We start from the raw sequence: 19,299 nt of genomic DNA, 5'->3' as shown, positions 1-19,299 counted from the left end.
ACAAAGATCCTGAACACTTTATCTCCATAGACACTACAAAACGATTTCTGATAAAATCAAACATGAACCATTGCTATTCAACGGGTATTTTATATGTAAAATCAATACGACCGTCAAAGTCGGGAGCGCTGTTGAAGCCGACGACAATTTGTTGTCTGAAAATGACAAATCTTGCTATTATTTTGTTTTTTTCACCTTCTTATATTCGCTGTACACGATTTGTTTTAACCTATCGAGGTAACTTCATTAAATACGACATAATACAAGTGTAATAACAACCGGGGTTTCGGACTGACCCAAACGTTTGCCGCCCCTATTTGCGATCCCTAAAAAATAAAGAAGCTCCAAAACTGTTTATTATCAACGAGTTCAGAGCTTCTCTTGAGGTTTTCCTGACGGATTCGTGCCAGTTATTTCTTTTCATTGATAATCAGAAAGATATGATTTTAGAAAATCACCATTCGGTCAACTTTTGGTCAATTTTTATGTGTTTATTCTGAAACTTCGATTGATTCTATAAAGGTCAATTCATCAACAGCTTCTTGGCTGTGAAATGAAACCTGATTGAAGTACTCGTTTACTTTGAGCCTTGCAACAGTTTCCTCTGCTGTTAATACTTGGGATTCATACAGTGTAATCGTTGTGTAAATCTTGTCATTAGCAACGGCTCCAAAAACAATTTCATAATCATGAAGCATAGATTTTCTGCAATTAACGACAAAGCTTAACCACTCTTCGTTTGGACTGTCAAATTTCTTGATTCTATATCTTTCATTGTCAATAAGCTTGTCGTCAACCTCATAAGTGCTCACAATGGCTTGAACTTCTCCTTTTGCGTTTTTCTGTTTATATAAAGCCCATCGTTTAGCCTGTTCAAAATTGGTCGTTACATAGAAACCTTTACCGAAGTCCGTACTCGGACGTCCTTGCTCGATATTAGGTTTGTCTACCAGAGAAATTGAACCGTGATATAGTTTCATTCTTGGACTTTTTGATTGTTTATGTATTCGTCTATATCTCTCATAATGTAGTCTTTCCCTTGCGTATGTAAGATTTCAAATACATCTTCCAAATAGGTAAGTACATTATACTTGTTGAACAAGTGCAATGTCTCTTCTGCATTGATATGCCTATATTCTTTATAGTTCTCCAAGCAGAAAGACAGAAACAGTAATACAGGAGTAGAGTTATTTTGTTTCTCTTTTTTCTGAACCTTTTCTTCTTCCAGTAGGTCATATAGATAGGAGGCTCCCAATTGCCACAAATACGAATCGTCTTCGGAGAGCTGTTTGTACAGGTCTGACGAGTACAAGTATTGTACCGCATCTTCAATACCGAAACCTTTTCTTTCGATGATTGTTTGGAGGAGTTGCTGTACTTTGTATGGCAACATCATTTTTTCTAAACTACTTTCCATAAACAGCTATTTAACAGTGTACTTACTGGCAAATCAGTTAGGCAAAGATACTATTTAAATCCGAGGTCGCCAAAATCAACCGCCACTTAGGTTAACCTCTGTTAATAATGCTATCCAATCGTTAGAAAAACGCTCATTTTCAGGTTGTGAGTTATTAGCATCGTGAATATTTTTTTGTACTTCTTCTGATAATATTCTCTAGGCGAATAAATGAAATATTAAAATGCCTAAATTTCTTGTTTTGTGCTTTTTGTGTGATTTTTCAGTATGGATTTTAATCCTAAAAGTAAAAATCCTTGCAATCACATACTGAAATTCAGTCGATTACAAGGATTTAAAGAGGTTCCTGGCGGATTCGAACCGCCGTAGACGGTTTTGCAGACCGGTGCCTAGCCACTCGGCCAAGGAACCTTGTTTTGCGAGTGCAAAGAAAGAAATTCTTTTTCATATTTACAAATTTACATTTGTTTAAATCTGGGTAAATGTATTAAAAAAGAGTTGGGGAGCTATATGAGAAAGTTCACAGTAGAGGATAATACTTCATTTCGGGGCTTCAGGAACATAATTCTTCATTATGTTTGAACGGGTATAAAAGGAGTTTAGAAACGAAAGTTGAAGAGCCTTAAAATTTTCCAAAATACTATTTGTGGGCTTATCCTTTATTTTTATATAAATATTTTTTACATTTTAACCCTTAAAAAACTATTTGTTTGCAGGAATGGGTAAAATGGATTTACTTTGTTTTTAAATTATTTTTAATACTGAACTATGAACTATTTAAAAACGGAGATTTCTGACGTTTGGATTATTGAGCCTAAGGTGTTTGCTGATTCAAGAGGTTATTTTATGGAGGCATTTAAGGAGGCTGAATTCAAGGAACATGTGGGCGATATAGATTTTGTACAAGACAACGAGTCTTGTTCGACTAAGGGGGTGCTGAGGGGGTTGCATTATCAGCTGGCACCTTTTTCTCAAGCCAAGTTGGTACGGGTTATTAAAGGTAGTGTGTTAGATGTGGCGGTAGATTTGAGGACAGGATCTCCTACTTTTGGCAAACATGTTGCCGTTGAGTTGACCGAAGGGAACAAAAGACAACTGTTTGTTCCGCGTGGGTTTGCGCATGGGTTCCAGGTTTTGAGCGACGAAGCCGTTTTTATGTATAAGGTAGATAATCTTTACACTCCTGCTGCTGAGCGCTCTGTCAGGTATGATGATCCTAAGATTAACGTGCAATGGAGGCAATTTGATGGACTTGAGGCCGTTTTATCTGAAAAGGACAGGAATGCACCTTTTTTGAAAGACTCCGAAATTAATTTCACGTATTAATAAATATAAAAATTATGAAAACATACCTCGTTACAGGTGGAGCGGGTTTTATCGGCGCTAATTTCGTGAAGCATATGCTTGCGACGTATAGTGATGTAAAAATCGTTGTTTTGGATTTATTGACTTATGCTGGGAACTTAAGAACAATTGCTGATGACATAGACAATGAGCGTTGTTTTTTTGTGAAAGGTGATATATGTGACAAGGCATTAGCGGATGAATTGTTTAAAGAGTACAATTTTGATTATGTAGTAAATTTTGCTGCAGAGAGTCATGTGGACAGAAGCATAGAAAACCCGCAATTATTTTTGATAACGAATATATTAGGCACTCAAAACCTATTGGATGCGGCACGTAGAGCTTGGGTAATCGGAAAAGACGAAAATGGTTATCCGATCTGGCGCGAAGGGGTTCGTTTTCACCAGGTTTCAACCGATGAAGTATATGGAAGTTTAGGTGCTGAAGGTTATTTTCATGAAACTACTCCATTAGACCCGAGAAGTCCGTACAGTGCATCCAAGACAAGTGCGGATTTATTTGTCAAGGCTTATTTCGAGACGTATAAGATGCCTGTAACAATTACGCGTTGTTCTAATAATTATGGTCCTTATCATTTTCCCGAAAAGCTTATCCCGTTAATTATTAAAAATATCCTGGAAGGAAAGCCGTTGCCTGTTTATGGAGACGGTTCTAATGTTCGTGACTGGCTATACGTTGAAGATCACTGCAAGGCAATTGATATGGTAGTCAGCAAGGGAAAAGACGGTGAAGTCTACAATGTAGGAGGTCATAACGAAAAACAGAACATCGAGATTGTCAAGCTAACAATTGCCACTATTGCAAAATTGATGACAGACAAACCGAATTTGCGCCAGATTCTAAAGAAAAAGGAATTAGACGAAAACGGTCAGATTTCAATTGCTTGGATCAACAATAATCTGATCACTTTTGTAAAAGACAGACTCGGACATGACCATCGTTATGCCATTGACCCTACAAAGATAAGCACAGAGTTGGGCTGGCTACCGGAAACTTCCTTTGAAGTCGGTATTGTCAAAACCATCGAATGGTATCTGGAAAACCAACAGTGGGTGGAAGATATCACTGGAGGTGATTATATGAAGTATTACGAGCAAATGTATAGTAATAGATAATTTATGATAGAAGCAGCAACAGATTTAAGCGGTAATGTAAAAGATCATGCTAATCCGGCGATGCATACGGCCGAACATATACTAAACCAGACAATGGTGCGCATGTTCGGTTGTCCGCGTTCTATGAATACGCATATTGAGCGTAAAAAAAGCAAATGTGATTATCTGCTTACAGAAGATCCGGGCGAGGAGAAAATGGCAGAAGTAGAACGGTTGGTAAATGAAGTTATTGATCGTCATTTGCCTGTTTCTGCTCATTTGGTAACCAAAGAAGAAGCAGCCGGAATTGTTGACATGAACAAACTTCCGGAAAATGTTGGCGACACGTTAAGAATCATTCGCGTTGGTGATTACGACGCTTGTGCATGCGTTGGCGCTCACGTTGAAAACACCTCAGAAATTGGTCACTTCAAACTTCTGAACTGTGATTACACGCCCGGACGCTTGCGGGTTCGTTTCAAACTCGTAGAATAATTCCCCAAAAGGAATTTCGGATTGGATATTTTTATGTAATTTTGGATGCATTTTTCAAGAAGATTTTACTTCAAAACATAAATATAAAAGTTATGCAAACTATTGACAAGTTCAATTTTGCCAACAAAAAGGCATTCGTTAGAGTTGACTTTAACGTTCCGTTAGATGAGAATTTCAATATTACTGACGACACTCGTATCCGTGCGGCTCTTCCTACATTGAAAAAGATTCTGGCTGACGGAGGAAGTGTAATTATCGGTTCCCACTTAGGACGTCCGAAAGGTGTAACTGACAAGTTTTCACTAAAGCATATTTTAAATCATGTTTCTAAACTTTTAGGTGTTGATGTTCAATTTGCAAGTGATTGTGTCGGTGAAGAAGCCAGCTTAAAAGCAGCAGCATTGAAACCGGGAGAAGCTTTATTGCTGGAAAATCTTCGTTTCTATGCAGAAGAAGAAGGAAAACCAAGAGGCTTGGCTGAAGATGCATCTGACGAAGAAAAGAAAGAAGCGAAAAAAGCAGTCAAAGAAAGCCAGAAGGGTTTCACAAAAACATTGGCTTCGTATGCTGATTGTTATGTAAATGACGCATTTGGTACGGCTCACCGTGCACATGCTTCTACGGCATTGATCGCTGCATATTTCGACATAGACCATAAGATGTTTGGTTACTTGATGGAGAAAGAGGTAAAAGCAGTTGAGAAAATTCTGAATGATATTACTCGTCCGTTCACAGCAATTATGGGTGGTTCTAAGGTTTCATCGAAAATTGAAATTATAGAAAACCTATTGAACAAAGTTGACAACCTGATCGTAACAGGTGGTATGACTTATACTTTCACCAAAGCTTTAGGCGGTAAGATTGGTAATTCTATTTGTGAAGATGATAAGCTTGATCTTGCTTTGGAGCTTCTACAAAAAGCAAAAGAAAAAGGTGTAAACCTTGTGTTAGCTGTTGACGCAAAAATAGCAGACAGCTTCAGCAATGACGCAAAAACTAACTTTGCTGATGTTAATGAAATCCCTGATGGATGGGAAGGTCTTGATATAGGTCCTAAAACAGAAGAAATCTATGCTGATGTTATCAAAAAATCCAAAACAATCTTGTGGAATGGCCCGACAGGTGTATTTGAATTTGAGAACTTCACGCACGGTTCACGTACAGTAGGAGAAGCAATCGTAGAAGCAACTAAAGATGGTGCATTCTCATTAGTTGGCGGTGGTGACTCTGTTGCATGTGTCAATAAGTTCCGTTTGGCTGATGGCGTTTCTTACGTATCGACTGGTGGCGGTGCTTTACTTGAAGCAATTGAAGGTAAGGTTCTTCCAGGTATCGAAGCAATCAGAGGCTATTGATCATATAAGTTTTTAAATATTGAACAATAAAAAAAGGTGCTTTTCGAAGCACCTTTTTTTATTGAATGTAATATCATTTTTTACAACTGAATCCAACGCACATACGCAAAGTCCATACGATGTGGTAATTCAGGGTTGAGCGGATAAACTCTGAATGCTATTTTCTGAATACCTGCATCTGTCGGAGTAGTCGTCAATTCAAAGAATAACTTTGAGCCTTCCTCTTTCTTTAATTTAAACTCAACAGATTTAACAAAATCAAGCGAATGAGTTTCCGGATTATCCCTTGTTATCACCATATCAGCGCCTAACATACCTTTCAGGTCTTTACGGTCAACAACAAGTTTAAAGGTATAATCCTCACCGACAACCTGTCCGTGCTGAATCATATCTTTGTCACAAACAAAAGATTCTACTTCAAAACTATCCCAATTGGTTGCCACCTCATCTTTCCAGAGAGCTATCTCACGTGCCTTCGCATAATTATTATCACTTAATCTACTTGAACGTGTTGCCAGCTTATTATAGAAGCGTTCGATATAATCATCCAACATACGTTTCATCGTATAGTCCGGAGCGATTTGAGACATCGAGTTCTTTATATATTGTATCCATTCAGGGGAATATCCTTTGCTGTTCTTAGCATAGAATGTAGGGATAATATCATGTTCAAGGATATGATAAATGGTTGCCGCATCTAATTGATCCTGATATTGCTGATTATCATAAGTCCGCTTATCAGTCAATGCCCATCCTGCTCCTTCTTTATATCCTTCATACCACCAGCCATCAAGTACGGAGAAGTTAAGCACCCCATTCATTTCAGCTTTCTCTCCAGATGTTCCGGAAGCCTCTAATGGACGAGTAGGCGTATTCAACCATACATCAACTCCGGAAATCAAACGACGCGCAAGTTGCATATCATAGTTTTCCAAGAAGATTATCTTGCCCAGGAATTCCGGACGACGGGATATTTCCACAATATGTTTAATCAATCCTTGTCCGCCTCCGTCAGCCGGGTGTGCTTTACCAGTAAAGATAAACTGAATCGGACATTGTTCGTTGTTTACAATCTTGGCCAATCTGTCTAAATCCGTAAATAATAGATGAGCACGTTTATACGTGGCAAAACGACGGCCAAAACCAATCAAAAGAGCATTAGGATTGATTCGTTCAAGTATAGAAACCACCTTAGAAGGATCCCCCTGATTCTTCAACCAGCTATCTTTAAATTCGTCCTTAATATAATCAACTAATTTTCTCTTTAAAGCTTTTCTTATCTCCCATATTTCACTGTCGGGAGCCTGTTGTATCTCTTCCCAGATTTTCTTGTTGGACTGATCTTTCATGAAGTTACTATCAAAGTACTTCTTAAAGAAGTCTTTCCACTCTGTGGCAGCCCATGTCGGCATATGCACACCGTTAGTCACCCAGCTAACATGCAATTCATCCGGGAAATAACCTTTCCAAACCGGAGCAAACATCTTCTGAGAAACCTTTCCATGAAGCCAGCTAACGCCATTAGCTTCCTGACACGTATTCAACGCAAAGACACTCATTGAGAATTTTTCATTTGAGCCCGGGTTTTCGCGTCCCATATCGATAAGTTCCTGCCAGCTGATTCCCAGTTTAGCAGGATACTCACCCATATAACGGCCGAATAATCCTTCATCAAAATAGTCATGTCCTGCAGGAACAGGCGTATGAACCGTATAAAGAGCTGAAGCACGCACCACTTCAAGAGCCTCCTGGAATGACAATTTATCTTTCTGAACATAGTCAACAAGACGTTGTACGTTAATCAGTGCAGCATGACCTTCATTACAGTGATAAATCTGTTTCTTTATTCCTAATTTATTCAGCATCAGAATACCTCCGATACCAAGTAAATATTCTTGTTTCATTCTGTTTTCCCAATCTCCACCATAAAGTTGGTGCGTAATGGAACGATCCCATTCGCTATTATCGGGAATGTCGGTATCTAATAAATAAAGAGGAACACGGCCTACCGAAACTTTCCAGATATGGGCATACACAACACGTCCGGGATAAGGGACTTCCAATACCATCGGATTTCCTCCGGCATCGGTAACCTGTGTAAGTGGAAGCGTACTGAAGTTCTGAGCTTCGTAATTAGCAATCTGTTGCCCTTCCATCGAGAGGCTTTGTGTAAAATAGCCGTAACGATATAAGAATCCAACCGCAGTCAGATCTATATTACTATCACTTGCTTCTTTCAGATAGTCGCCAGCTAATACACCCAAGCCACCTGAATAAATTTTCAGAACATGCGTCAGTCCATATTCCATACTGAAATAAGCAACAGAAGGCTTCGTACTGTCCGGTTTTTCATCGATATAAGTTCTGAACTGAGTATAAAGCTGATCTATTTCAGCCATCAATATTTTATCGGCAATAATTTCTTCCACACGTTGATGTGACATTTTTTGCAGAAGTAAAACCGGATTACCGTCTGTAGATTTCCAAAGATTTTCGTCAAGTTTTCTAAACAATGCTGTACATTCATGGTTCCATACCCACCATAGGTTGTTAGCCATCTCGTAAAGCGAATTCAGTTCTTTGGGTAGTTGAGCTTGTGCATAAACTTCTTTCCAAACTGGGTTATTCGCATTATTAACTTTAATTTTCATTCTTCTGAATTTAGATAGTGATTCGAAAAACTGTCTTTATCGTTTAACGCAAAGATAAGACTAATACGCTAATATCAAATTATATTCTATATTGTTCTTTTTGAGGATTTTTCCTCCGCAATTGCAAAAGCATCAAGATAGTAATGAATAAATTTCTTCCATTCAGCTTCCGCAGCCAATGCAAAACAAGCGTCTTTGATCCGACCTACTTCTTCGGCAGACTGGCCTGCAAGCGTTTCTATAGATTGGCAAATAGCATTCGTCACATCGGCGTAATTATCATCCGTACGGTTTATAACAACAACACCTTCTTGTATATTTTCTCCGGACAGATGTTTTTTAGCCCAAAGACCAAAACCAGCTAAATTTGTAGTAATAGTAGGTATCCCGAAGGCAATACTTTCCAACGGAGTATAACCCCAAGGCTCGTAATAGGATGGATAAACAGTGGCATCCATTCCTATCAGCATATCATAATACGGTTTGTTGAAAATGCCGTCGTTTCCATCCAAATAACAGGGAACAAATATTATTTTCACCGAATCATTTTGTTGGTTTGTAAAACCAGAATGGACTATCTGATTAATCACCTTATCTTCCCCCATGTTATTAAGCCAATGCGTAAGATAAGGCATTTGTAAGGCATAATCCGTCTCTATATTTTTACTGATCAACTCTTTCAGGTCTGCTCTTGCTTCACGCATCCAGGCAGGAACCAGGACAAAGGCAATAGTCTCCCGTTTATAAGCGTCGGAAGTTCTCAATCGGTTCATTGCTTCAATAAAAACATCTATTCCTTTGTTTCTATATTCATAACGCCCGCTTGTTGATACGAACAAAGCATCAGTACTTATTTTATAGCCAAGAAGCTTTTCAGCGACAGACCTTAGAGCAAGACGGGCATCTTCCCTTTTTGTTTCATAATCAGCTCCTTTGGGAACAAAATTTTGTTCAAAACCATTTGGGGTCACAATATCGGGAGCTTTATCTAACAACTGAGTGGCTTCTCTGGCAGTCAGGTCACTAACAGTCGTAAAGCAATCTACATGATGGGCAGCCTGCTTCTCAATGGAGTGTTTCGCCTGCATATTGAGTTCGTTAGCCATATGGTCACCGTCGTACTGTTCCATAAAAGCGTACAAAGGCTTGTTATTTCCGGCAATAGATCGTCCAATAGATGTCGCATGCGTAATAAAAAGCGTTGAAACATCGGGTAAATGTTTTTTCACGTACAACGCTCCCATCCCTAACATCCATTCATTAAAGATAGCTCCTACTTTCTTTCTCTTTAATCCATAGAAACGGTGAAAACTTTCGATCACCTTTCCTGTTGCATAAGCAAACAGACAAGATTCATCGTAATCGCCGTATGCCTGCATGGAATTTACATGGAAATCCTCCCACATTGCATAAAACAAGGAATTACGTTCTATATAAAACGGTCTGAAATCAACTAAAACAACGATAGGATATCCAGGGATATCCCATCTGCCTATTTTAACTTTTAAATTTTCGTTTTCTTTTGCGTAGCGCTTCCAGTCACTAAATAGGGAAGCATCCTGTTTAAAATCCGGCACATTCTCTACGCCCCGGATATCAGGGCCAATAAAGATGAGTTTATCATTGAAAATCTCCTGCATAGTGTGGGCTCTTGTAGAAAGAACAGTATAAATACCGCCAACTTTATTACAGACCTCCCAACTACTCTCAAACAGATACTCAAACGTACCTACTTTTTCTTTCATATTCATTTTTCCAGTTGATAAGCATGCAAAGATAACTGATTTGGTCTTTTTATAACGTTACAACAAGGTTTAATTAATAACAAATGAGTAGATTTGCGCAATTATAACCTAAATAATTATGGCAAAGAAAAGAATTTTAAAGAAAAACATCAGTTACGTTGCAGGTGAACTTTTCACAGATGCTTTACTATGTAACCTATTCATCAAAGGCATTGATAAAGAACGAACAGAAGTAGTTATGAGCCGTATCTTGAGACTGGAAGAAAGTTTCATTAACCGCGCCAATCATCCGGATGCAAAAGACAATAAAAAGTTAGTAAAAAAATACTACAAAGATTTGTTGGTTGACCTTCAGGCCGAGGCGGATGCTATCGGAAAAGAGATTGAAGAACTAACAAAAGACGTAAAATAAGGATGAAGAAAGCCATTAGCAAGGCGCTATTTAAGATGATGGGATGGAACTTCGGCCCTATTGGTGAGTATGTTCCGAAATGTGTAGTTTGCGTAGCGCCTCATACAAGTAACTGGGACTTTATTTTAGGCAAATTGTTTTATCTCTCCCTTGGGCGTGAGGCCAGCTTCCTGATTAAAAAAGATTGGTTTTTCTTCCCATTTAATTTGTTTTTCAATTGGATAGGTGGTGTACCGGTAGATCGCAGCAAGAAAACTTCTGTCACCGAGCAGATGGTGCAGGAGTTCAACAAACGCAAGCAACTCCATTTAGCCGTAACTCCGGAAGGTACCCGAAAGAAAGTGCAAGAATGGAAAAAAGGCTTTTATTACATGGCTCTCAATGCCAATATACCCATCCTTATTGCTTATTTCGATTATAAGAAAAAAGAAATCGGTATTAAAGATCTTTTCTATCCTACCGGTAATGTAGAAGATGACATAAAGTTGATCCGGAGCTACTACAATGACGTAACTGCCTGCCATCCTGAGAATTTCGCAAAAATATAATCAAACAGTTCATTATGAGTTCTCTATTACGTGTTTCCGTAGCACAATTAGCTATCTGTTGGGAAGACCGGATAGGTAATTTAAGAAAAATTGGAAAAAGATTAAAACGATTAAGCGGAACTACAGATTTAGTCATTCTGCCGGAAACTTTTTCCACCGGTTTTTCCATGAATGTTTCGAATTTGGCAGAAACAATGGATGGGAACACAATGAGTACGCTAAAAAAATGGGCTAATGAGTTTGACTTTGCTATAGCAGGCAGTTTTATTGCAAAAGAAGAAAATCGGTATTACAACCGTGCCTTCTTTATTACTCCGGAAGGAGATTGTCAGACGTTTGACAAACGCCATCTGTTCCGCATGGGAGGAGAACAGAACTTCTACGCGGCAGGAAATTCGCGAGAGATAGTCCGTTACAGAGGGTGGAACATTCGTTTGTTGGTCTGTTATGATCTGCGTTTTCCGATATGGAGCAGAAATTTTGACAATGCCTATGACCTCTTGGTGTATGTAGCCAACTGGCCGGAATCGCGTGCAACTGTTTGGAACACCTTACTTCCTGCACGTGCATTGGAAAATCTAACCTTCGTTTGCGGTGTAAACAGAGTAGGAACTGACGGCAACAATCTTTCTTATTCCGGTAATTCTGTGATCTATTCGCCCAGAGGGAAAAAACTCCTTTACATTCCGTCTCATAAAGAGGCCGTACGCACCTGTACGCTTAATAAAGAAGAAGCCAACAGTTTACGCGAAAAATTTCCTGCCTGGAAAGACGCTGATAAAATTCATTTTATTGAGTAAACCGGGTTTTAGTTCTCTGAAATCAACAAGAGCTTATCCCCCTCTTCTAATTTTAAAGAACCGTTAGGTATAAGATATTCATCTCCTCTCTTAATGATCATAACTAAAGTTCCCTTAGGAAGATTCATGTCTTTTAGCGTTTCGGCCTTTTCCAACATCTTTTTAGTGACCGTCAAATCTTTCAGATTACTGTCTATTTCATCAGGAAGTTCTACTCCAAAGTCATTCCCTGTTTTTTCCAACGGAATAGACAAATTAAGTTTTTTAGCAACATAGGGGATGGTAGTTCCCTGAATTATAAGAGAAAGAATAGTGATAAAAAACACAATATTAAAAATAATATTAGCTCCTTCTATATTAGCGACAACAGGATAAGTAGCAAAAATAATAGGAACCGCTCCTCTCAATCCTACCCACGAAACAAATAATTTTGAGTTTCTATTAATACTCTTAAATGGTAATAAGCATAGGAATACGCTTAGCGGTCTTCCGATAAGAATCATAAACACCCCGATAAGCAATGCCACACAAGATATATCCAATAGTTCATGAGGGTTAACCAACAACCCGAGAGATAAGAACATAATAATCTGACATAACCAACTAAGGCCATCCATAATAGTTGATGTTTCCTTTCTGTACGGAAATTTATTATTACCAACGATCATTCCTGCTATGTAAACAGCTAAATAACCATTACCATGAATTCTATCCGTAAAGGAAAAAGTAAACAGGGTAAAAGCAAGCAAAAGTATCGGATAAAGAGACTGATTATCAATATTCAGTCTTTTAAGCATATAAATAGCTAATTTCCCTAACAAATAACCGGCGCCGGCACCGACAGTAAACTGAACTAAAAAAGATAGAAGTATTGTTCCCCACCCCATTCCTGAAGCGCCTATCACTTGAATCAGGACAATTGTCATCATATACGCCATAGGATCGTTACTTCCGCTCTCCAATTCAAGCATTGGGCGTAAATTATGTTTTAAATTCATTTTTTGCGAACGCAGAATTGCAAACACCGATGCTGAATCTGTAGAAGACATCGTTGCCGCTAATAAAAGACAAGTGAGAAACGGAAGATAGAAGTTAGTAAAACTTTGATTAAAAATAAACCAGATGAAAACTCCGGTAAATAAGGCAGTGAGAAATACCCCCGCCGTAGATAAGACAACACCGGGTATTAAAATAGGTTTAATATCCGCATATTTTGTATCCATACCTCCCGAAAAAAGAATAACGCTCAAAGCAATCATTCCAATAAACTGCGCTTCTTTTGCGTCATGAAATTGAAGGCCTAAACCATCGCTACCAAACAACATACCCAACACAAGGAAGAGCAACAGGGCAGGAACCCCAAAACGATAACCGGTCTTACTTGCAACAATGCTAAAGAAAAGGAGTACAGAGCCTATCAATAATACGTTTTCACCAGAGAATTCCATCTTTGTTATCTTTTATATGTAAATTTTGTTTTTCAGATATAAATATCTTTCCATACAAAGGTAACAATATCATGTTTATAAAAAAAGACTATGGCCTTTTTGGAAAGAGACTATTTGTCTTCCCACAAAAGGCTCATGCATGTGCTCTTTTCAGAGCATAATATTTGACGAAATTATATCCTTGAGTCAATATGTTATTTCAGAATTAAGGCAGAAAAACACATTTTATGGGGTATTTGTAAGATCGAAAACGGAACATTCCGATCGAAAAAAGGATTGATGATTTTTTTAGATAAAATTTTAACAAGTCGAAAATATTCAAAAGATGTTGGATATAAGAAATTTTTAAGGCACTTGTAAACGAAAGCTGAGGCGCTTCAACTTTCGTTTCCAGGCGCCTCAGCAAACAAGTTGAAGAGCCTCAAAATTTCCAGAAGTACTATTTCGTCACTTAAATAGAAAATTTCCGTAATTCCGTTACTGCTTAGCACAATGGTTTGCATTGATTAATTATCTGTAATTCAACACTATAAATATAATCAAATTCAAACTGTTATGCTATTTTTTTAAGATTTTCTTATATCGAACTCACGTTAATTTAGTCTTTTTATTTCATCTAAATGGATGGAACGGATTTTTGTGCCTATATAGCTAAATAAAATAGAGACAAGAGCCGTATATGAAACTATCAGAAGAAAGATTATAGAGGAAAGGTAAGCATTAAAATAGTATAGCCGTTCGAGACAACTCAGATAGATAATATCATTTCAACTCTTTATCAGAGCCAAAAACAGGTAAACGACGAGATGTTTTGTTTTTCGCTATTTTTTCGAATATTAACGAGAAAATGTTGAAGGAATGTTCTCCCGGAGATCAATCTTAGCTAAAGACAGGTACTCGTCAGGATTTTCATCTTCATTCTTTATTAAAAAATAAAGTAAATTATCGCATGAAGCATAAACAGATTTAAAATTTGACGGTAGGGTAAATTCACGGATAATCTGAAAATCTTTATCAAAAATCATCAAATAAGCCTGCGCATTCATCCCTTCGTTGATGGGTTGAAGGTGAACTCTGTAAAAATAATCATCAAATGAGTTAACCTCTAAGAAGCGGATTGCATTTATCTGATATTTTAGATTGTCTTTAAGGGATATGTTTTCCTGAGATATTGGTGCTGCCTCATTAGCTGTCAGACGACTTTGTGGAGTGAATTTATTAATTTCCTGGCTCGTTAAATCATATATGTATATTGTCGAACTATAGGGGTAATTATAAATCAACTTGTTTGCTTTTTGCGTGATAAACGGAAATAGTAAATTACCATACTTTTTTATGTCTTCAGAAAAATGATCAGAATACGAGATTGGAAGAAAGTCGTATTTCCCATTATTTAAATCCATCCTAATACCTAAATGATACTTTGCTTTGTCTTGGATGGCGTAAGATGGAAAGATAGGAAGAAGAAGGTCTTTCCCATTATTAATATATAATCTACTGTAACTACCCAAACGTATGCCTTTCGGATAAGTTATGTATTCTATATTATTATGGTCTGTAATTTCTGTTAGTGAAAATGAATGAAGTAACTGGAGATCCCACGAGAACCGTTTTATTCCAAACATGTTCTTTATTAATATCTGATTCTCCTCTATAGCAAAAGTTTGAATGTCGTTGATTTCATTAACACCCTGTGTCTCCATCTTTAAAGATCCTTTTGTCTTTAAGTCAGACAGGTCAAATAAATCCAAGGAATGAGTTTTATAATTGTATCCACCCATAATTATTGTGTCTCTATTCTTGTCGATGGATAGTATTCCATAGTCTGAAATATAAGGAAAATCGATAGGGATTTTACTGACGTTATAGATCAGTTCGGTATCCTTGTTTGTCTCTAAACATGAAGAAAGTAAGATAACAGATAGAAAATAGAGCGTTTTCTTTATCATAATTCTGTTTCAAGTATGATTTTTCTATTGTTTGTCTGAAATAACAGACTCTAAATTATCGGATTATTATAACACAAAATGGTTAACAGTCAACAAGATTAACCTCTATATCTACTGCATCACAATTTTTCTCCATATCATTTAGCAGATCATCAATTTCAGAAAAGCATATCCAAACACTCCCCTCGCATGTTCTAATATCTTTCTCATCGGTTGCACCTGTTTCCCGAGGAAATAAAAAGAAACTTGTTATTAAAAACAATGATAAAAAAATCTTTTTCATAATTTATAACATTAAGAATTTATTATAGCAAATAGAATAAAAAAAACATACTGTTTTTTTTAAAAAAAGTTAAATAATCTTTTTTGTATTATGTGATCGGAGTCATCTTTTGATTCCATATTTCTCGTAGGGCTTTTTTGAAAAAGATATGGCTGAAAGACAAATACATTTTCGCAGAGTTGGCCTCTTCTCTCAATTGAAGTACGATTTTTTAAAGCAAAACTGAAATATCATACTTATAACAGTCAAAAAATGAATCTAAAAAAGGAACTCTTTCCGGATTGGTTGACGTCGGACTTAGTCACCATTAGAATAAATAAAAAAATATAAAGGTTATTTTCGGAAATATAAAGGATATTTTTGCAAAAATATCCTTTATATTTTTACGCCAAATTTTATATTGATTTTCAACATATCTTAAAACGGCATTTTATCTAAGAAAACGGCCAGCGGGATTTATCAAGGCATCGTATTGATTTTCTGGTGTTTACATATACTATTGATGCAATTTTTTACCCCTTTGTTATTATCGGATAATAACGGAGGTCATTGTCAACGAACCGGCCAATGCCTGATCATTAAAAAAGGAGACTTCTTCGTCTGCTTCTTGTAGGGATAATGCGTATAACAAAGGGATGTAATGATCTGGAGTAGGGATTGCCAACTTTGCTGCTTTGCTCAATGTCGGGTAATTTATAAGCGCTTTATGATCTCCGGTTTTAATCTTTTCTTTAAAGATATCGTTCATTTCCAAAGCCCAGTCATAACCATATGGCTCGTTAAATCCATCAATTGATTTCACATGTACAAGGCGCAGATTATGAACCATATTTCCACTTCCGACGATCAAGACTCCTTTGCGGCGAAGAAATGCCAGTTCTTTGGCCAGATCATAATGGTATTGCATACTTCGCGTATAATCAATACTCAATTCCAACACGGGGATATCTGCGTGTGGATAAATATGTCTCAACACGCTCCAACTACCGTGATCTAAACCCCAATCCTGATTCAAGCCAATGGGGTATTCCCGGATTTCGTCTTTTATTGTCTTCGCTAAAACCGTATCTCCGGATGCAGGATACTGCACTTTAAATAATTCACAAGGAAACCCTCCGAAGTCATGGATTGTTTCGGGAACAGGCATGGCTGTAACAAACGTTCCATTTGTTTCCCAATGTGCAGAGATGCAGAGTATTGCCGACGGACGAGGAAGTTCTGTCCCTAGTTCTTTCCATTTCCGGGAAAAAGGATTGTCCTCAATAGCATTCATCGGACTACCGTGTCCAACAAAAAGCACCGGCATCACCGGTGTACTTTTTGTTTTCTCCACTATATCTCTTAATTTATTAATCATTATATTTTTATCGTTTTCTACTGTTTACTTAGAGCCTGTTTAAATTTTTATAGGATATTTCTTGAGGGCTTGTTTCGGTCTTCTTTCGTCTTCTTTTTTGCTTATCTGCATCTCCGCATTCAATCACATAGCCCGCTATGCTCATTCATGCGGATATACAACTAAACAAAAAATAAATCGAAATAAGCCACGAATAAAAATTTAAACAGGCTCTTATTCTTTGGCAACCAGTGTTATTGATATTTCCATTTCGTCATTGATGAACGAATCTTTCAAATCTTTGAAGATATTCTTAGAGCCATAGTTTACACCCCATTGCGTACGGTCAATGGTGAAAGTAGCCGTTGTCGCCGTATAAGTGTCTCCATTATTCGTTATCTTAGCATCAAATGAAATATTTTTCTCTACGTCTTTCAATGTCAGGTTTCCACTGATACGATGTGTGTATTCACCACCGGAGAGAACTTCCACTCCTGTTATAGTAAACTTTCCTTCCGGATAATTTTCCACATCAAAAAAGTCTGCACTTTTCAGGTGTCCTTCCAGTTTTTCTTTTCCTTGTCCACTTTCCAGATCCTGAACATTAATAGATGTCATATCCAATACGAAATTCCCGGATTTCAGTTGGTCGCCATCTACATAGAGTTCTCCGGACTTAATACTTAATATTCCATGATGACTACCGGCAGGTTTAAAACCTTTCCAATTAATTACGGATGCCGACAGGTCCACAGACAAGGTTTTACCTTCTGCAACGGCCACTTCCTTTGCTGCGGAGGCTTCTACTTTTTGACCTGAGCTTTTACCACCACATGCCGTTGCTAACACGATCAAAGCTATTGCTATTAAATAATTGTACGCTTTCATTTTCTTCTTTTTTTAAGTGTTAATTAATTACACAACAAAGATCGTGTCATTTAAGCATTTAACAGTAATACTTTTAGGAAGAAGAGTGGTAAATATTGGAAAACAGCGGTGATTAAAGCATCTTTTTTATTTCCGCCTTAAATTCAGTAGGAGTCATTCCGGCCTTTTTCTTGAAAACTTTCGTAAAATAGGCCTTTTCATTATAGCCTAATTCATAACCTATTTCGGAAATAGATTTGTCCGAGTGCATTAAAAGGTTCTTTGCTTCGGTAAGTTTTCGGGTTTCTATTATTTCAGACACACTGCGTTGTAAGATATTTCTACAAATAAGATTTAGATTACGAGCAGACATATTCAGCTTTTCGGCATAAAAATCGACACTTACGTTTCTACGAAAATTATCTTCAAGAATACGTAAAAAGGCTTTAAAAGTCTGACTTTGATTACCTTCTGCCCCATCACTGATACGAACTCTCTTTTTTCTTTCCGATTCGATTAAAACAAACAATGCGCTTAAAAGACTACGTATTACAGCATAATCCGTATTTGCATTATTCATTTCGCTTTCAATCATTTGTGATATGGAACAAAGTCTTTCAAAATTTTCCCCTGGTGATAATTCAAGATTGGCGTAATCATGATAGTCCGAATACAACTGAAAACGAGATTCAGAAATAATACTACTCTTGAAACGTAAAATCCAACCGGACGGATACAGTCCTTTTTCATCGGGCAACATTTGTATGGTGTGAGTTTTCCCCTTGCTTATAAAACTAATTAACGGGGCAGTCAGCGTGGAACGTTCAAAATCGATCAAATGTTCTATCCTACCGGTCTTACAGATCACCAATTCTTCAAAATCATGGGTATGCGGTTCAAAGGCAAAAGTCGCCATACGCCTGGCCTTTTCTTCAGTAAATCCCAAAATTGTAAACAATTGTTCCATTCAACCTGAATTAAATTCTAACAAAAATAAACTATTCAGAGGAACAAACACTATTCAAAGTAAACTTCTTATCAATCCGAAGGTGGGTTATTTATAGTAGATTTATTATTTCTCTTTGTTTTGAAATAAATTTGACGCGTTCCATTTCTCCGCAACCGGATATAAGTACAGAATAACGTTTAAGGGATTCAATCCATTTCTTCTGAGCTTCAAAGACATTAGCATCTTGTGTACGTATCGTGCTCACAGCAAAAATACGCATACTCGAAATTTTCATTTCATCAGTTTCATAATAACTATAAGAAGAATCAAAATCAATATTAGATATATATATGGATATATTATTTTGTGGAGTCGGCCCTCCTTCACGGGATGCCTTTTCAAAATGTTCTAACAAAGCAAACAGTTCTGTTTTCAACAGGAGACAATCCGCGCCTGATAGTAAGCCTAATTGTATGAAGTGATTAATGTCGTTAACGAACGTTGAGAAAACATTTCTGTCCAGAACATAGCAAATATTCTGCAATGAATCTGTTTCATAAATTAATTCTTTCTGTAATCGCCAAA

Annotated in this window: 17 protein-coding genes, 1 tRNA gene and 1 pseudogene; 7 read left to right on the top strand and 12 right to left on the bottom strand. The window is 37.3% G+C overall.

Annotated features, from left to right (window positions below; all coding sequences use genetic code 11):
• Positions 1–491: 491 nt before the first annotated feature.
• The 3 genes from PHT93_RS13205 to PHT93_RS13195 all read right to left on the bottom strand — a co-directional run bounded on the left by PHT93_RS13205 (position 492) and on the right by PHT93_RS13195 (position 1,828).
• Positions 492–980 carry a DUF3990 domain-containing protein gene (locus tag PHT93_RS13205; RefSeq protein ID WP_300243804.1) on the bottom strand — a complete coding sequence of 163 codons (489 nt, stop codon included), beginning with the start codon at positions 978–980 and terminating at the stop codon, positions 492–494.
• A complete protein-coding gene (locus PHT93_RS13200) occupies positions 977–1,417 on the bottom strand; it encodes a DUF3791 domain-containing protein (protein ID WP_300243802.1) in 441 nt (146 codons plus the stop codon). The genes PHT93_RS13205 and PHT93_RS13200 overlap by 4 nt, the downstream gene beginning before the upstream one ends.
• Before the next feature lie 340 nt (positions 1,418–1,757).
• Positions 1,758–1,828: transfer RNA gene (locus PHT93_RS13195), tRNA-Cys, on the bottom strand.
• Positions 1,829–2,185: 357 nt separating this feature from the next.
• Here PHT93_RS13195 and rfbC point away from each other — a divergent pair.
• From rfbC to PHT93_RS13175, 4 genes are all read left to right on the top strand, one after another.
• A complete protein-coding gene (gene rfbC / locus PHT93_RS13190) occupies positions 2,186–2,743 on the top strand; it encodes a dTDP-4-dehydrorhamnose 3,5-epimerase (RefSeq protein ID WP_300243800.1) in 558 nt (185 codons plus the stop codon).
• A gap of 14 nt (positions 2,744–2,757) precedes the next feature.
• Complete coding sequence (gene rfbB, locus PHT93_RS13185; protein WP_300243797.1) at positions 2,758–3,897, top strand: dTDP-glucose 4,6-dehydratase; 1,140 nt, start codon at positions 2,758–2,760, stop codon at positions 3,895–3,897.
• 3 nt (positions 3,898–3,900) lie between these two features.
• Positions 3,901–4,371, top strand: coding sequence for a hypothetical protein (locus tag PHT93_RS13180; RefSeq protein WP_300243795.1), 471 nt, complete (start codon positions 3,901–3,903; stop codon positions 4,369–4,371).
• A 92-nt stretch (positions 4,372–4,463) separates the two neighbouring features.
• Positions 4,464–5,726 carry a phosphoglycerate kinase gene (locus tag PHT93_RS13175; RefSeq protein WP_300243792.1) on the top strand — a complete coding sequence of 421 codons (1,263 nt, stop codon included), beginning with the start codon at positions 4,464–4,466 and terminating at the stop codon, positions 5,724–5,726.
• 80 nt (positions 5,727–5,806) lie between these two features.
• Here PHT93_RS13175 and glgP read toward each other — a convergent pair whose 3' ends face one another.
• Positions 5,807–8,377: an alpha-glucan family phosphorylase gene (glgP, locus tag PHT93_RS13170; RefSeq protein WP_300243789.1), complete on the bottom strand. Its 2,571-nt coding sequence runs from the start codon at positions 8,375–8,377 to the stop codon at positions 5,807–5,809.
• Between the two features lie 86 nt (positions 8,378–8,463).
• Positions 8,464–10,122 (bottom strand): glycosyltransferase, encoded by a 1,659-nt coding sequence (locus PHT93_RS13165; protein WP_300243787.1) that lies wholly within the window; start codon positions 10,120–10,122, stop codon positions 8,464–8,466.
• 118 nt (positions 10,123–10,240) lie between these two features.
• On the opposite strand from PHT93_RS13165, the gene PHT93_RS13160 reads away from it, so the two are divergent.
• Genes PHT93_RS13160 through PHT93_RS13150 form a run of 3 tightly spaced genes read left to right on the top strand, consistent with a single transcriptional unit; the run spans position 10,241 to position 11,882 of the window.
• The gene (locus PHT93_RS13160) at positions 10,241–10,534 is read left to right on the top strand and encodes a hypothetical protein (RefSeq protein WP_300243785.1); all 294 of its coding nucleotides are present in this window, start codon (positions 10,241–10,243) and stop codon (positions 10,532–10,534) included.
• A gap of 2 nt (positions 10,535–10,536) precedes the next feature.
• The gene (locus PHT93_RS13155; RefSeq protein WP_300243783.1) at positions 10,537–11,082 is read left to right on the top strand and encodes a 1-acyl-sn-glycerol-3-phosphate acyltransferase; all 546 of its coding nucleotides are present in this window, start codon (positions 10,537–10,539) and stop codon (positions 11,080–11,082) included.
• 14 nt (positions 11,083–11,096) lie between these two features.
• Positions 11,097–11,882: an amidohydrolase gene (locus PHT93_RS13150; RefSeq protein ID WP_300243781.1), complete on the top strand. Its 786-nt coding sequence runs from the start codon at positions 11,097–11,099 to the stop codon at positions 11,880–11,882.
• 8 nt (positions 11,883–11,890) lie between these two features.
• Here the strand turns inward: PHT93_RS13150 and PHT93_RS13145 are convergent, their stop codons facing one another.
• The 7 genes and pseudogenes from PHT93_RS13145 to PHT93_RS13115 form a co-directional block, all read right to left on the bottom strand.
• A complete protein-coding gene (locus tag PHT93_RS13145; protein ID WP_300243779.1) occupies positions 11,891–13,330 on the bottom strand; it encodes a potassium/proton antiporter in 1,440 nt (479 codons plus the stop codon).
• Positions 13,331–14,166: 836 nt separating this feature from the next.
• Positions 14,167–15,279 (bottom strand): DUF4221 family protein, encoded by a 1,113-nt coding sequence (locus PHT93_RS13140; RefSeq protein ID WP_300243777.1) that lies wholly within the window; start codon positions 15,277–15,279, stop codon positions 14,167–14,169.
• Between the two features lie 82 nt (positions 15,280–15,361).
• A complete protein-coding gene (locus tag PHT93_RS13135; protein WP_300243774.1) occupies positions 15,362–15,562 on the bottom strand; it encodes a hypothetical protein in 201 nt (66 codons plus the stop codon).
• A gap of 526 nt (positions 15,563–16,088) precedes the next feature.
• Positions 16,089–16,919 (bottom strand): 4,5-DOPA dioxygenase extradiol, encoded by an 831-nt coding sequence (gene ygiD, locus PHT93_RS13130; RefSeq protein ID WP_300243772.1) that lies wholly within the window; start codon positions 16,917–16,919, stop codon positions 16,089–16,091.
• A 213-nt stretch (positions 16,920–17,132) separates the two neighbouring features.
• Positions 17,133–17,786 (bottom strand): YceI family protein, encoded by a 654-nt coding sequence (locus tag PHT93_RS13125; RefSeq protein WP_300243769.1) that lies wholly within the window; start codon positions 17,784–17,786, stop codon positions 17,133–17,135.
• 112 nt (positions 17,787–17,898) lie between these two features.
• Entirely contained in the window at positions 17,899–18,732 is an 834-nt protein-coding gene (locus tag PHT93_RS13120; protein ID WP_300243765.1) for an AraC family transcriptional regulator, read from the bottom strand.
• Positions 18,733–18,823: 91 nt separating this feature from the next.
• Positions 18,824–19,299, bottom strand: a pseudogene (locus tag PHT93_RS13115) (hypothetical protein); the annotation flags it as partial.

Source organism: Massilibacteroides sp. (assembly GCF_028705895.1).
Lineage (GTDB): Bacteria > Bacteroidota > Bacteroidia > Bacteroidales > Tannerellaceae > Massilibacteroides.
Note: the sequence above shows the minus strand (reverse complement) of the source record. Positions and strands in the feature narration are given on the sequence as shown.

Bases quoted from the DNA above. Each gene is read 5' to 3' on its own strand.
- PHT93_RS13205 (WP_300243804.1), bottom strand. From the start codon at position 980: ATGAAACTATATCACGGTTCAATTTCTCTGGTAGACAAACCTAATATC.
- PHT93_RS13200 (WP_300243802.1), bottom strand. From the start codon at position 1,417: ATGGAAAGTAGTTTAGAAAAAATGATGTTGCCATACAAAGTACAGCAA.
- rfbC (WP_300243800.1), top strand. From the start codon at position 2,186: ATGAACTATTTAAAAACGGAGATTTCTGACGTTTGGATTATTGAGCCT.
- rfbB (WP_300243797.1), top strand. From the start codon at position 2,758: ATGAAAACATACCTCGTTACAGGTGGAGCGGGTTTTATCGGCGCTAAT.
- PHT93_RS13180 (WP_300243795.1), top strand. From the start codon at position 3,901: ATGATAGAAGCAGCAACAGATTTAAGCGGTAATGTAAAAGATCATGCT.
- PHT93_RS13175 (WP_300243792.1), top strand. From the start codon at position 4,464: ATGCAAACTATTGACAAGTTCAATTTTGCCAACAAAAAGGCATTCGTT.
- glgP (WP_300243789.1), bottom strand. From the start codon at position 8,377: ATGAAAATTAAAGTTAATAATGCGAATAACCCAGTTTGGAAAGAAGTT.
- PHT93_RS13165 (WP_300243787.1), bottom strand. From the start codon at position 10,122: ATGAAAGAAAAAGTAGGTACGTTTGAGTATCTGTTTGAGAGTAGTTGG.
- PHT93_RS13160 (WP_300243785.1), top strand. From the start codon at position 10,241: ATGGCAAAGAAAAGAATTTTAAAGAAAAACATCAGTTACGTTGCAGGT.
- PHT93_RS13155 (WP_300243783.1), top strand. From the start codon at position 10,537: ATGAAGAAAGCCATTAGCAAGGCGCTATTTAAGATGATGGGATGGAAC.
- PHT93_RS13150 (WP_300243781.1), top strand. From the start codon at position 11,097: ATGAGTTCTCTATTACGTGTTTCCGTAGCACAATTAGCTATCTGTTGG.
- PHT93_RS13145 (WP_300243779.1), bottom strand. From the start codon at position 13,330: ATGGAATTCTCTGGTGAAAACGTATTATTGATAGGCTCTGTACTCCTT.
- PHT93_RS13140 (WP_300243777.1), bottom strand. From the start codon at position 15,279: ATGATAAAGAAAACGCTCTATTTTCTATCTGTTATCTTACTTTCTTCA.
- PHT93_RS13135 (WP_300243774.1), bottom strand. From the start codon at position 15,562: ATGAAAAAGATTTTTTTATCATTGTTTTTAATAACAAGTTTCTTTTTA.
- ygiD (WP_300243772.1), bottom strand. From the start codon at position 16,919: ATGATTAATAAATTAAGAGATATAGTGGAGAAAACAAAAAGTACACCG.
- PHT93_RS13125 (WP_300243769.1), bottom strand. From the start codon at position 17,786: ATGAAAGCGTACAATTATTTAATAGCAATAGCTTTGATCGTGTTAGCA.
- PHT93_RS13120 (WP_300243765.1), bottom strand. From the start codon at position 18,732: ATGGAACAATTGTTTACAATTTTGGGATTTACTGAAGAAAAGGCCAGG.